General features: G+C 29.9%; 12 protein-coding genes. 7 read left to right on the top strand and 5 right to left on the bottom strand.

Features of this window, described 5'->3' with window-relative positions; genetic code table 11:
- Positions 1 to 107: 107 nt before the first annotated feature.
- Together crcB (LGK95_RS13745) and crcB (LGK95_RS13740) are read right to left on the bottom strand one after the other, a co-directional pair.
- The gene (crcB, locus tag LGK95_RS13745) at positions 108 to 461 is read right to left on the bottom strand and encodes a fluoride efflux transporter CrcB (protein ID WP_226125354.1); all 354 of its coding nucleotides are present in this window, start codon (positions 459 to 461) and stop codon (positions 108 to 110) included.
- A 34-nt stretch (positions 462 to 495) separates the two neighbouring features.
- Positions 496 to 903: a fluoride efflux transporter CrcB gene (gene crcB / locus LGK95_RS13740; protein WP_226125353.1), complete on the bottom strand. Its 408-nt coding sequence runs from the start codon at positions 901 to 903 to the stop codon at positions 496 to 498.
- Between the two features lie 592 nt (positions 904 to 1,495).
- Between crcB (LGK95_RS13740) and LGK95_RS13735 the strand changes: the two genes are divergently transcribed.
- The 3 genes from LGK95_RS13735 (at position 1,496) to LGK95_RS13725 (ending at position 5,481) form a co-directional block, all read left to right on the top strand.
- Positions 1,496 to 1,741 (top strand): hypothetical protein, encoded by a 246-nt coding sequence (locus LGK95_RS13735; protein ID WP_226125352.1) that lies wholly within the window; start codon positions 1,496 to 1,498, stop codon positions 1,739 to 1,741.
- 884 nt (positions 1,742 to 2,625) lie between these two features.
- Positions 2,626 to 4,308, top strand: a complete 1,683-nt coding sequence (locus tag LGK95_RS13730) for a ribonuclease J (protein WP_264174563.1) — start codon at positions 2,626 to 2,628, stop codon at positions 4,306 to 4,308.
- A 246-nt stretch (positions 4,309 to 4,554) separates the two neighbouring features.
- Positions 4,555 to 5,481, top strand: coding sequence for a metal ABC transporter substrate-binding protein (locus LGK95_RS13725; RefSeq protein WP_226125359.1), 927 nt, complete (start codon positions 4,555 to 4,557; stop codon positions 5,479 to 5,481).
- 499 nt (positions 5,482 to 5,980) lie between these two features.
- On the opposite strand, the gene LGK95_RS13720 is transcribed toward LGK95_RS13725, so the two are convergent.
- Positions 5,981 to 6,244: an HPr family phosphocarrier protein gene (locus LGK95_RS13720; RefSeq protein WP_226125351.1), complete on the bottom strand. Its 264-nt coding sequence runs from the start codon at positions 6,242 to 6,244 to the stop codon at positions 5,981 to 5,983.
- 198 nt (positions 6,245 to 6,442) lie between these two features.
- Positions 6,443 to 7,309 (bottom strand): SDR family oxidoreductase, encoded by an 867-nt coding sequence (locus tag LGK95_RS13715; RefSeq protein ID WP_226125350.1) that lies wholly within the window; start codon positions 7,307 to 7,309, stop codon positions 6,443 to 6,445.
- Positions 7,310 to 7,669: 360 nt separating this feature from the next.
- On the opposite strand from LGK95_RS13715, the gene LGK95_RS13710 reads away from it, so the two are divergent.
- The 4 genes from LGK95_RS13710 (at position 7,670) to LGK95_RS13695 (ending at position 11,111) form a co-directional block, all read left to right on the top strand.
- Positions 7,670 to 8,140, top strand: coding sequence for a heme-degrading domain-containing protein (locus tag LGK95_RS13710; protein WP_226125349.1), 471 nt, complete (start codon positions 7,670 to 7,672; stop codon positions 8,138 to 8,140).
- A 12-nt stretch (positions 8,141 to 8,152) separates the two neighbouring features.
- Positions 8,153 to 9,052, top strand: coding sequence for a Cof-type HAD-IIB family hydrolase (locus LGK95_RS13705; protein ID WP_226125348.1), 900 nt, complete (start codon positions 8,153 to 8,155; stop codon positions 9,050 to 9,052).
- 185 nt (positions 9,053 to 9,237) lie between these two features.
- A complete protein-coding gene (locus LGK95_RS13700; RefSeq protein WP_226125347.1) occupies positions 9,238 to 9,999 on the top strand; it encodes a DeoR/GlpR family DNA-binding transcription regulator in 762 nt (253 codons plus the stop codon).
- A gap of 74 nt (positions 10,000 to 10,073) precedes the next feature.
- Positions 10,074 to 11,111: a Gfo/Idh/MocA family protein gene (locus LGK95_RS13695; RefSeq protein WP_226125346.1), complete on the top strand. Its 1,038-nt coding sequence runs from the start codon at positions 10,074 to 10,076 to the stop codon at positions 11,109 to 11,111.
- Between the two features lie 130 nt (positions 11,112 to 11,241).
- On the opposite strand, the gene LGK95_RS13690 is transcribed toward LGK95_RS13695, so the two are convergent.
- The gene (locus LGK95_RS13690; protein WP_226125345.1) at positions 11,242 to 13,914 is read right to left on the bottom strand and encodes a glycoside hydrolase family 3 N-terminal domain-containing protein; all 2,673 of its coding nucleotides are present in this window, start codon (positions 13,912 to 13,914) and stop codon (positions 11,242 to 11,244) included.
- Positions 13,915 to 14,415: the final 501 nt, after the last annotated feature.

Below are 14,415 nucleotides of genomic sequence, written 5' to 3'. Positions count from 1 at the left end.
AAACAAAACTGCATTGTATTTCTTCAAAGTATTTTTTCACTTTTCAACGTGCAATTAAAACCCTAATATTTACATTCCTGTTTTTTCATAAGTTAGTTAACACTATCTTATATCCTACCTATTTTACTTCCTATAAAAAAACCAACTAAACCGAGTATTACTGAACACAATATATATATAAAGGCATTCAGTTTTTCTTTTTCTTGAAATAAATTAAAGCCCTCATACATAAAAGTTGAAAAAGTTGTGTATGCACCTAAGAAACCATCCCCGAGAAGAAGCATCATATTATTACTTACCCCAATAGTACTAACAATGCCAAGTAAAAGTGAACCTGTAATATTAATAATAAAAGTCCCTATTGGAAAAGAGGTTTTTGACTTTTCACTTATAAATTTACCAATGCTGTACCGAACCAAACTTCCGGCGGCTCCACCAACTGCAACGAGCACATATGTCATATTTTAACCTCCTTGTAATTTCTAAGTTTTCATCTTAAGAGATATTCCGCTCCGTTTTAAACATTGAAACTACTTCCCTTGCAAGTACCACTCCAAAGTAGGAGGCGGCAAGTCCTAGCATCACAGAAAACCCAATATATGATACAGCGGAATAATAGTCACCTTGAGTCATAAGATTTACAGTCTCCTTGCATAATGTCGAAAAAGTTGTGTAGGCTCCAAAAAATCCAGTGGCTATCCCCAATCTTATATCAGCATCAAACTCAAAGACTTCGAAGGCGATAGTTAGTATAAGGGCTAAAAGCAAGCTTCCAGAAACATTAATAAACAATGTATTTATAGGTATAGCTTCTTTATAATTATTAATATGTATGTTCTTTATAACATATCTAAGAATTGCGCCTAGCATTCCGCCTACAGCTATAAATATGTATTTTCTCATAAATCTATCACTTCCTCAAATTATTTTATCTAGTTTTAATAAAATAATAATTTATTTATAATATTAATAAAAAATGTTTTATAATAGAAATTAAACTCCTACAAAAACTCCATAAAAAGCATTAGGAGAAGCTTGGATATAGTAATTATGGTGAATTCCATCACCTATTTATAATTTAATATTACCATACAATATTTATGAATTCAATTATAAGAAAGTTGATATTCAGCTCGGTCACTGAGTTAGAGGTTGATTTTAGACTTGATAAATACTGATATAATTTATTAAAAAATATCTTACACTTTTTATATACGTTAAAATTTAAATGGGTTTAATATAAGTTTTTAACATAATATTAATAATAATTGTTTTGTTTTCTATAAATATGTTAATAATTATAAGTAATTATATTAATTTAAAATATGTTTAGGAACTAATATATTATAAAAAAGTAATAAATTTATCAGTAGTATTAATAATGTAAGTTGATTATATATAATTAATTATATATAATAGAGTGTACGAGATAAAAATCTATACAAGAAAATAAGAAAATAATAATATTATTTTTATTATACAAGGAGGAACATAAATGAATATAGATGTAAATACACCACTTGATGAATTACTAGAGGCTTGGTCAAAGTATTCACAAAAACTTGTCTATACTATGCTAACTGAAAAAAATGGACTTGACGAGTTTAATAAAATAAAATTGGTCCTAAAAACTAAAGGAATTATTAATTTAGACATGCATAATGTTTATGATAAGGAATATATCCTTCAATATACTAAGCAAGGTGGACGATTTGAAAAGAGAATTCTTCTTGATAAATAAATAATTAGAAATATAACTAATTATAGTGATATCTATAAGAAATAGGTATTATCCAAAATAGGTTTTTAAGGTTGAGAATTTATTTCTCAACCTTTTTTACATTATTAATGAATATAATCAAATATAATATGGTATAATTATATTTGATTAGTATAAAAGTACTCTTTCGTATTGTATTTATTAGGAAATTATAAATATCTCATACTGTAGTAATACTAGAAATAAGAATAATAGTAATGTATATAGTATTATTACCTTAAGCAATTATTTTAATAAGAAAAAAAGTTTTAAAACATATAATATAAAAAGAAAGTGATGTTTATAAACAAGCAGCACTTTGAAATATAAGTCATACAAAAAAATTAGAAAGGAGAATACATGGCTGAAAATTATGAAAACGTTAATAAGGTTGAAAAAATTGGAGAGCATTATAGAGTGAAAAAAATCGATATAAGCGAGTTTATTGAAACAAAGTAAACGAGTATAAAAGAGATAAGTTAGCTGAATTTTAATGTAATTATCTTAACCAATTTTTAAAATTATTGAATAGATATAAAATAACTACTGACATAGATAAAGTAACTTCAATGAATAAAAATTAAAAGATGTATTAAAATTGGCAAGACAAATTGTTCTCTCTCAAAAATATGAACACAATGTAACAAAAATATAAAAGAAAAGGTAGGTGAAAATCCTGATTTATGGTTAGTTAATGGGAAGAAAACACTTGGAATAGTAAGTTAATACTAATGTTAGTATAACTATATTGTTAATATAACAAACTAACTTAAGTAGTTGAACCTTGTAATACAACCATTATGTTTAGTCGACAGAACGAAAATATTGGATAGTAAAATGCCAAATATTTAGGAATCAGGGACATATTGAATAATAATTATAAGAGTAAAGGTAAAAATAAAATTAGGGTTATACCAATTGGTGGACTCGGAGAAATCGGGAAAAATATTACTGCAATTGAATACAAAGATGAAATCATCGTTATAGATTGTGGAATTGCATTTCCAGACGTAGATATGTATGGAGTGGATTTAGTTATTCCTGATATAACTTATCTTTTAGAGAATAAAGATAGGATAAAAGGAATATTTTTAACACATGGTCATGAAGATCATATAGGTGCATTACCTTATGTTTTAAAACAATTGAATGTTCCGGTGTACGGAACACGTTTAACACTTGGGCTAGTAGAAAATAAGTTGCAAGAGCATGGGATATTGGCAGATTGTACTTTGAATGTAGTAAATGCTGGCGACATTGTAAAGCTAGAAAAAATCAGTGTAGAGTTTATAAGAGTTAGTCATAGTATAGCAGATGCTTGCTCACTTTGTATTCATACTCCTATCGGTAGAATAATACACACAGGAGATTTTAAAATAGATTATACTCCAATTGATGGAGAAGTTATTGATTTAGAGAGATTTGCAAAATTAGGTGGCCAAGGAGTTTTATTACTAATGTGTGATAGCACAAATGTAGAACGCCCTGGGTTCACTATATCTGAGAAAGTAATTGGAGAGAATTTAAAGAAAATATTCTATAAAGCAGAAGGTAGAATTATAATAGCTTCCTTTGCATCAAATATCCATAGAATACAACAAATTGCCAATGCTTCAGTTCAAAATGGAAGAAAAATAGCGTTCAGTGGAAGAAGTATGGAGAGAATATCTGAAGTAGCTATAGATCTCGGATATTTGCATATACCACCAGAATTTATAATTACAGTAGCGGATCTTCATAATTACCCTGATGATAAGGTAACAATAGTAACTACTGGTAGCCAAGGTGAGCCACTAGCTGCATTAACAAGGATGGCATCAGCTACTCATAGAAGCATTCAGATACAAAAGGGTGATATGGTTATTTTATCTGCGTCTCCTATTCCAGGAAACGAAAAGTTCATATACAATGTTATAAATGAACTATTCAAAAGGGGAGCTAATGTAATATACAATACTACAGAAGAGATTCACGTTTCTGGGCATGCATGTCAAGAAGAATTAAAATTAATGCATGCATTAGTTAAACCTAAATATTTCATGCCAGTACATGGTGAATATAGACATCTTAAACAACATGCACTACTTGCGGAAAAATTAGGAATGAGCCCAGATAACATTTTTATAGCAGAAACCGGACAGATATTAGAAGTAGCTCCAAGTGAATGTAGGATAGCTGGAAGAGTACAAACAGGAGCTATAATGGTAGATGGTCTTGGAGTAGGAGATGTAGGTAATATTGTACTTCGCGATAGAAAGCATTTAGCTGAAGAAGGTATTCTTACTGTTGTAGTTACTATAGAAAGAGAAACTTATAGTATAGTTGCAGGCCCCGACATAATAACTAGAGGGTTTGTATATATGAAAGAATCCAATGAACTTATTAATGAAGCTAGGGACATTGTGAGAAAAGAGTTAGAACAGTGTTTAGATAATAAAATTAAAGAGTGGGCTGTAATAAAATCAAGTATTAGAAATGCTTTAGGCCAATTCCTATATATAAAAACTAAGAGAAGACCTATAATTATACCAATTATAATGGAAATATAATTGGAGTTAAAGCAATTTATATTAAGATTGCTAGAAAAGTATGTATTGTAGAAATACATACTTTTTTTTCGTGTAATATATATAACATTAAAATCCATAAACACGCATGCAACAATTAAAAGTAGGAGCAAATGTATAAGTATAGAGCACTAAGGTGATAATTAAAACATTGACAAGTTGCATATACACGGGTATATTAATATAGTGAATGCAAATGGTTTGCAACAATACTGAGGAGTGAAAAAAATATTGAAAAAATTTATTATGATCATACTTTCAACTTGTATTTTAGCTACATTAGTAGGATGCTCAAAATCTACAAGTAGTGCAAAAGAGAGAGCTGTTAATAACAGTAATCAAAGTGAAAATTCAAAATTAAAGGTTGTAGTATCTTTTAATCCTTTAAAGGAATTTGCACAGGCGGTTGGTAAAGATAAAATAGAAGTAACAACGGTTGTGCCTGAAGGTGTTGAACCTCATGACTTTGATTTAACAATAAAAGATATGAAAGACATAAGTAACTCAAGTTTGTTTGTATATTCTGGATTTGGAATGGAAACCTGGGTGGATAAAACTTTAACTTCTATAGATAATGAGGATTTAGTTGTAGTTGATTCATCAAAGGGGATAACTCCATTAAATAACCCAGCAGGAAAAGAGACTGGTCAGTATGATCCACATATATGGCTTAGTTTGCAAGACGCAAAAATACAAACTAAAAACATAAAAGATGCATTGGTTAAAGCTGATAAGAAAAATGAAAAATTTTATGAGGAAAACTATGAAGAGTTTTCAGCTCAACTTGATAAGCTCTATAACGAATATAAAGTTAAATTTAAGGGAGTACAAAATAAAAATTTTGTTACAGGTCATGCTGCCTTTGGGTATTTATGCAGAGATTTTGGATTAAAACAAAATAGTGTAGAAAGTGTATTTGGAGGAGGCGAGCCTAGCCCTCAAACACTAAAAAAACTAGTAGACATTGTTAAAAAAGATAAAATAAGAGTGATTTTTATGGAAGAATTAGCTAGCCCAAGAGTGTCCGAAACTCTTGCAAAATCTGCAGGGGCTAAGGTTCAAAAGATATATACAATAGAAAGCAAAGAAGAAAATAAGACCTATATTGAAAGCATGAAAGAAAATCTTCTCAATATTTATAATAGTTTGAAATAAAATTCTATAATGGTAGACTATAATAATGTTCTCAATAAGTATTAACCCGTACCTTAATTTAATTAAGATATGGGTTTATTTAATCTTTATAATTATAATAGTATTCATAAATGTATACAATAATAATTTTGTTTATCTAATTAGAATATAAATCGTTAACATAGAATATTGTAAAAAATGTGTAAGTTTATGTATAATAAATATAAAAAAGAGATGTATCATTATCTTTCAAACTATTAAGACTTATAAACTCAGCTAATTATAGTTTTATTAGCGAAATCAAATAAATAATATATTATTATTACTTGGAAGCTTGCGACTTAAGGTTTTGTTCTTTAATATAGCTGTATTGTTTGGTTGTATAAGTCCTTGAATAGCTATAAAAGGTATAATTAAATAAATAAAGTAACATAAACTTATTATAGTTATATGTTACTTTATCTTTTTATAAGTGTCATTTAATCCTAACACCTTTTTATGTTCTTAATCCAAACCGATTTTATTTTTCGCCAAATTTACTTTCTACAAGGGCTAATAAAGCATCCATAGCTTCCTTTTCATCTATTCCTTCTGTGATGATTTTAATTTCTTCATCTTTCTTTAAACCTAAACTCATTATGTTTATTATAGATTTTGCATTTGCAACTCCGCTACCATGTACAATGCTAACATTAGATTTAAATTTGCTTGCAGTTTTTACGAAAATAGAAGCTGGTCTAGCATGTAATCCTTGTTCATTTAATATTGTAACTACTTTTTCCATTAATGTAACCTCCTAAAATTTTAAAACTAATTTATTACCTATAATTTTCTAATATAAAATACCTAGAAAATTTCTGCTTTCCTTAGAATTGGTTGTTAAATTTTTAGTAACTCTATCTATAAGGTAGAAGTTGTAAATGTTTTCTGTTGATTCTAAATTTGCAGTGTAATGGTATTATACCATATTTTACTCTTTTTATTATAATTTTAATTTGAATTCTTTTATACATTTTTTGACACCATCTGCTGATTCTGAAAACTCTAGACCAAAACTTTTAATTTTATCAGTACATAACCTGATATCTCTTGTATGGTTTTTATATTTTTCTAAATCCTTCCCTAATAATTCATTTAATCTATGTTCAAGGCCAACTTCCTTTATAATTAAAGTGCATATATCATAACGGCTTAAATCGTTATGACTTCCAACATGATAGGTACCATAAGGAATTTGAAATATTTTTGGAAATTGGTTTATAACTTCATGGACATAAGTTAGCCCTCTATATTCATTTGGAGTAACCAATGATTTTTTGCCTTTTAAAATATCGGTCAATGTACCCCAAAGTATATTAGCCGACATACCACAATTTCTTTCAGGGATACCAAATAGCCAAGTGAATCTTAAAACCCAAAGTTCAGGGAGTATTTCTTTTAGTAAGCCTTCAGCTTCAAGTTTATTTTGTCCATAAACTGTATCAGGACAGGGAGTAACATCTTCTGTATAGGGGCCACCATTAGTGTTACCATTAAAAACTTGCTCAGAACTAATGAATATCATTTTAGAATGTACTTCCTTGCAAGCTTTAGCGACATTTATTGCTCCTGTAACATTAATTTTATATGCAAGCTCTGGATTTTCATTACAAAAATCAGTACTTGCTTTGGCGGCTGCATGAATAACGTAGTCTGGGTTAAAATTTTTAATAGTTTCATTTACTTGCGCTTCATTAGTAACGTCAAGCATGGACGTATTTGCTGAGAGAATTTCATAAGTGTTTTGATATCTCTGAGCAAATCTTGTACAAAAGAAACCATTTCCGCCTGTTAATAATATTTTTTCCATTTTAACACCTCATCTTAAATTTTTATAAGTCTCTAATTGCAAACACTAGATTATCAACAATATATTGGTAAACTTAAGTTACTGGTATAAAATATTAACCATTAAATATTATAGAAAATTGAATTCTATATCTAATTAAATATTATACCTCCTTTTTATAGTAGATTATATAGTTTATAAAACTGTTGTTAATTATTCATTGTTTTTTCATTTAGTGTTATTTGTTAACTGTTTATTGTTTATTATTATTGTTTATTGTTTTCTCCTATTGTATAATTAAAATAAGAAAACTTCAATACGTAATTAAGATTTATTTAATTATTTTCGTATGATTAAAACATGTGGAAAAGGAGAAATGTTATGGAAGATTATGAAAAAATGCTAAGAGATATAGAAAAACAAGAGGAATTGATACAATTCACTGAATTTACAAATGAAACAGCATTACAAATAGGAATGAGGTTGATTGAGAAAGCAAAAAAAGAGAATTTATCAATGACAATTGATATTACAAAGTGTGGTCATCAATTATTTCATTATGCATTTGCGGGAACATCACCAGATAATGATCAATGGATTATTAGAAAAAACAGAGTGGTTAATAGATTTGGTGTCAGCTCTTTGTACATAGGAACAACACTAAAACTTTTAAAAAAGACAATTGAAGAAAAGTACCATATTTCGTCTGAGGAGTATTGTCCCTACGGAGGTGCATTCCCAATAATCATTAAAAATGTTGGAGTGGTAGGCACTATTTCTTCATCTGGTTTAAGACAAATAACAGAACATAATCTAATTGTAGAGGTTTTAGAAGAATTTTTACGAAAATAAGGGGATTTTTATATGTATAAATTATTGGTGTTAGATATGGACGGTACATTGCTTTCTGATAATAAAAAAATTTCTAAAGAAAACATTGTGGCAATTAAAAAAGCTAAACAGCAGGGAGTTAAAGTCGTAATTGCTTCAGGTCGTACAATTCAAGGTATTGAGAATTATTTAGAAGAACTTGATTTAATAAGTGAGGACAATTACTCGGTGGTATGTAGTGGAGCTGTAGTTATGAATAATACAAAAGAAAAAATAATTCAATGTGACCCAATTAGTTATGAAGACTTTAAGTATGTATTTGATTTAGTAAAGCAGCTCAATATAAACTTAAATATGTATTCAGAGGAAAGTATATTAATACACTCTAGCAACTATTTTAGTAAGATTGATTCTATAGCAAATAACCTACCACTTCAAATGATGGATTTCAATTCTCTTAAAGAGGATACTCTAATTACAAAAATCATGTTAATAAATGAAGATTTAAGTATGGTAGGAGATATCCAAGCGTTGTTTCCAAGCATTGTAGTAAAAGATATCGAAATTAAAGCTAAAAAAGATTTTAACAAAGAATTATTTACAGACATGTCAAAGCTACCGCAAGAGTTGTTAGAAAAATTTACTGTTTCAAAGGTAGCACCTTTTATTGTGGAAGTTATGAAGAAAGACTCTAGTAAAAGATCGGGCATAGAAAAGCTTGCAAAAGAGCTTAAAATTAAGCCATATGAGGTTATTTGTATAGGGGATTCGGGGAATGATAAACAAATGATCGAGTATGCAGGACTAGGGGTAGCAATGGGAAATGCATTCCCAGAAATTAAGGAAATTGCTGATTATGTTACCTATACAAACGAGGAGAATGGCGTTGCTCATGTTATAGACAAGTTTATACTAAATGATAAAGTAGTCTAATAAACATCGAAAGGTTAGATGAAAAGATTAATAAAGTATATGGTAGCATAAATAGGTTAAATGGAAATGATAATAATTTAGAAGAAAATATTAATAAATTATAATGTAGATTAATAGGCTTTATAGGAAATAATATATTGTGCTTCATTATATGTATATATTCAATAGGGTAAGGTGGAGATACTTTGTTTGCAGAGGAAAGAGTAGAAGAAATTATTAAGCTGCTAAATGAAAACCAAAAGGTAGTTGTAAAGGAGCTAAGCAAAAGGTTTGATGTAACAGAAGATTGTATAAGAAAAGATCTGAAAAATTTAGAAAAACGAGGGATTATTAAAAGAACATATGGAGGCGGAGTATTAAGTAGAAAATTTGCTCCACATAATGACATATTAACTAGAAAAAATATAAATATAGAAGGTAAAATAAAGATTGCAGAAAAGGCTTACGAACTTATAAAGTCAAGAGAAACGATTTTTTTAGATATATCATCCACAAATATACTAATTGCTGAGATGATCGCAAAAGGGAATAAAAAACTCATAGTTATAACTAATATGATTGATATTATTAGAACCTTTTCACATTGTGACAATGTAGACGTAATAGGGACTGGTGGAGTGTTTAATAAAGAAGTAAATGGGTTCGCAGGATCAACTGCTATAGAGAGTATATTAAAGCACAAGGTAAATAGAGCATTTATAGGTAGCTGTGGAGTTAATATGTTCGATAAAAGTGTTACAACTTATGATGTGGAAGATGGAAATACGAAAAAAGCTATTATTACTTCAGGAAAAAAAGTCTATTTAGTTATGGAAAGCAAGAAATTTTATTATGATGCAACATATCAATTTGCAAATATATATGATATAGATGCAATAATTGTAGATGAAAGGCCAGATGAGTTAATATGCAGTGAACTGGAAAAAGTAAGCGTAGAACTAATTTAGAACTATTGTGAATAACTACATCTAATTTTATAGATAGGGTATAATATTTAATATGAAAAGTGAGGTATTAAATTATGAGAAAGATAAATTTTGCAATGATAGGATATGGCGCGATAGCGATAACTCACTCGTTAGCAGTTTGTGATGCAAACATTAGGTTTGAACTTCCTTATGAGTTGAATTTAAAATATATTGTAACAAGAAAGCCTATAAATGTTCCAATTAGTGGCACTATAAATGTCACTGATGTAGAACAAGTATTTAAGGATAAAGAGATTGATTTCATAGATATATGTACACCAAATGATGCACATTTTGATGTAGTAAAAAAAGCAGTTCAATATGGCAAAGCAATATATTGCGAAAAACCACTAGCTTCAAGTATGCAAGATGCTGTGGAAATGGCGAGGCTTGTTAAGGATAATAATATAATAAATTCTGTATCTTTAGTTTACAGATTTATGCCATCTCTTACGCTCTTAAAAAGAGAACTTGAGGAGGGGACAATAGGACAAATTATAGATTTTAAAGTGAGAACATATCATGATAGTTATTTAAATGAAAAGAAAAAGGATACTTGGAGAACTGGAAAAAATTCTGGTGGAGGAGCACTACTTGATTTAGGAGTTCATTTAATTGATATGATACAATTCACTATGGGCGATATAGAAAAAGTAGAAGCTAGGACTAGGATTTTTTTTAAGGAAAGAACACAAGTTGATGAAATAGCAAACTGTGATTTTACACTAAAAGATGGAACCATTGGAAGCCTAGAGGTTTCAAGAATATTCACTGAAAGGGATCAAACAGATGATTATGTAGTTTACGGAAGCCACGGTAGCATAAAAATTAACTTTAATAATCCTTATGAAATTGAGATATATAAATATGAAAGCAATTCAACAGAAATTAAAAATGTAGCATCAGGAGATAGTTTATTAAGATATTATGCTGACAAAAGAAATTCATTAGGATTCTTTCAAAATTGTCATACAGCTTCACTTATAAATTTTGCAAATAAGATTTATAATAACAGCTCAGAAGGCATAGATGCTAATTTTGATGAAGCATTAAAATGTCAGAATATAATAGAAAAGGTATATGGGCGTTAAGTATGAAGTTTTCGTATGAGTCTATTATGTTTTAAAATAATGTTGATTCTTAATATAACTTAACCCCCTTAATATAGTATGTTAAGGGGGTTAAGTTAAGATAGTAAATCACATTTTCTAAACTAAGTACTTAATTAGGTTTAAGCACATTGCTCACTGTCTTAACAACTATTTCTCGTGGTACATTAAACTTTGCAGTTTGTCTTATATCCTTAGAGGATGCTGCAGCATATACTTTGTAATTACCTGGCTCTATAACCCATGCTGAACGTTTTTCATCAAATGAGGCAAGAGACATTGCATCAAGGTTAAAGTTCAAAGTTTGTTTCTTATTTTTTGATAGAACATTGGTCTTAGCAAAGCCTTTTAATTCCTTAACTGGTTTATCCATTGATTTGCCAGGAGCGCCTACATACAATTCAGTAACTTCTTTACCGTTAACACTACTTGTATTCTTAACATCCAAAGTTACATTTAGAATACTCTTAGAATTAGTAAATGAAGATGAATTCAGTTTAAGCTTCTTATAATCAAATGTTGAGTAGTTCTTTCCATATCCAAACTCATAAGATACAGGAACCTTGTATTTATCGTAATAACGATATCCTACATAAATACCTTCATCATAAGTAGTTCCAGTGGTTGAACCAAAGTTGTCCTCTGCAGATGAATATGGTAGCAATTTAGTACCATTATTATAGTATCCTTTAACATTCACAGGGAAAGTTGTTGATAATTTACCAGATGGATTTGCAGCACCTGTCAATACTTCGGCAACAGGCCTACCAAGAACTACACCTGGTTCCCATGCAAATAATATAGCATCTGCCTTATCTCTCCAACTATCCATTTCTATTGGAGCTCCCATATTCATGACAATTATAAATGGCACACCTGCGGCGCGGCATTTAACAGAAGCTGTATTGATCAATGCTCTTTCGGCATCACTGAGATAGTATGCCCCTTTTATATCCTTTATGTCTGACCCTTCACCTGAATCTCCTCGAAGTGTCATTACTGCAGCATCTTTTCCGCGTACGAGATCTACCATTTGAGTATCGCTTACCTGAATCTCTTTATTTATAGTACTTATACCGGTAAACATATCAGTAGCGCCAATAACACTATCTACTTGTGGAAAGTTATAAGTTGAAGAAGTAGAATTTATTACAGTTTTACCGAGAGCTGAAAGTGCAGCTGGAAGTTGTAGTGAATTTGTAGTGTCAGCATTAGTACTTCCACTACCTGAACCACCTCTTACCATATTATCGTTTCCAGTACCTATGGCAATAATGTTTTTACCTTTAATTGGGAGTGACTGTTTGTTATTTACTCCACTATCTTTTCCTTTTATTTGAACTAAATGTTTTTTATTTATAGTGTCGTTTTTTAATAAAGTCATACTTTCAACAGCTACATTATTAGCAATTTCTAAGTTTTCTGATGTATAGGGACTAGGTTCTGTGCTTACAGTAACACCTTTAAATGCCGGCGTCTTAATAACATACTCAAGAATTTTTTTAACACTTGTATCAACATTAGACATTGTTATAAATTTTGAGTCTAATCCAGCTATAATGTTGGTTGGATTACCACTTGGCATAGATAGGTCGTTACCAGCCTTTACTAATGAGGAGTGTACATTATTTCCTGCTTGTGCTGGCCAATACGAAGCATTACCTTGTCCACCCCAATCCGTCATAGCAAATCCCTTAAACCCAAAATCGGTTCTGAGAACTGATTTCAATAGCTCAGGGTTCGCTGCTGTACTTACACCATTAATTTGGTTATAAGATGTCATAATTGACCAAGGTTGAGCTCCTTCAACAACATATTCAAAACCTCTTAAATATATCTCACGAAGTGCTCTCGTGCTAATGGTTTCTGGTAAGTTGCTTCTACCGTTTTCCTGATTATTTGCAGCGTAGTGCTTAACTGTAGTACCAACCCCTTGAGACTGAATACCGTTAACCTCTGCGATTCCAGTCTTGCCAGTAAGCAGTGGATCTTCAGAGTAATATTCAAAGTTTCTGCCGTTTAGTGCATATCTTTGAATGTTCATTCCGGGTCCCAACAAAAGATCATTACCAAAGAAATACATCTCTTTGCCCCAAGCTGTACCCATTTGGTTTTGAAGAGAAGTATTCCATGTAGATGCACGCGCTGATCCATTAGCCCACCAGGTAGCATTTCTTACAGCCTGATTACCCTGAGAATCAGTGAAACCTGCAGGTTTTGCAGTAATCCTAATTCCAGCTGGGCCATCAGAAAGTGATGTTCCAATGATGTTTAATCTTGCTATTGCCTGAGTGCTTCCTGCTGCACCGGCTAACGGTTTTATTTTAGAACCACCAAGTAGTGTTGCTTTTTCTTGTAGCGTCATTTCATTAATAACAGCAGGGATAGAGGCCTCATTATTTAGAAGTACTAAATCATTATCTACAGTATATACAAATGAAGCTATAGAACTATCGTCAACAAGAGCTTTGATTGTTATAGTATTATTTTTAATTATAGAATCATTTATAGTTATAGGAGTGCTATACTTGTAGCTTTTAGTAGTAGGATCACTCCCATCTGTAGTAAAATAAATTGTACCAGAGCTTGAATCAGATAATTTTATAGGAATTGTTTTTCCTATTACACTTTCAGTTGGAAAATTTGAAGTAGGCTTGACAGCTTGTACCTCATCTGCAAGAACGTTTACAGAACTATGTAAAACTGGTGGCATTACTGAAAGAGTCATTGCAAATAATAGAAATAAAGATATTTTTTTTGTCAGTATTAAATTTTTATTGAACATTAATTTCCCCCCCTAATTATAATTTCATAATAAGCAATCTAAAGGTGTTTTCCTCCTTTCTTTAAGCGTTATTAACAACACTATTTTTCTTTATTCTAGGCTTTACACAGCTAACTGTCAAGTTATTATAATTATAGGATATTTTAACTAATGTAAACAATATATTGTTATAAAATACATAAATATGTTAATACAAATAATTTACATGAATAATACACTACAGGTATTAAAAATACATAAAAATAATTTAAATTGATTGTTGATGAATAGACTAATAAAGGTTTATAATAATAATAGATATTATGTAAATATTATGGGTCACCTTTAATTCTATAAGCTAATTAAATTTAAGAAAACTGATTATTGAGAGGTTATTTGGCAATGATTTAGATGTAGATAAATTTATTGGTAGAGTAATAAATCAATAATATGGTAAAACTGTCTAGGTAACTTATAAATATGATAAAGATATTATAAATAAATGTCGTTATATACCACGAT

Source organism: Clostridium algoriphilum, from assembly GCF_020443705.1.
Taxonomy (GTDB): domain Bacteria; phylum Bacillota; class Clostridia; order Clostridiales; family Clostridiaceae; genus Clostridium_AD; species Clostridium_AD algoriphilum.
This window is presented reverse-complemented; position numbering and strand designations above follow the sequence as displayed.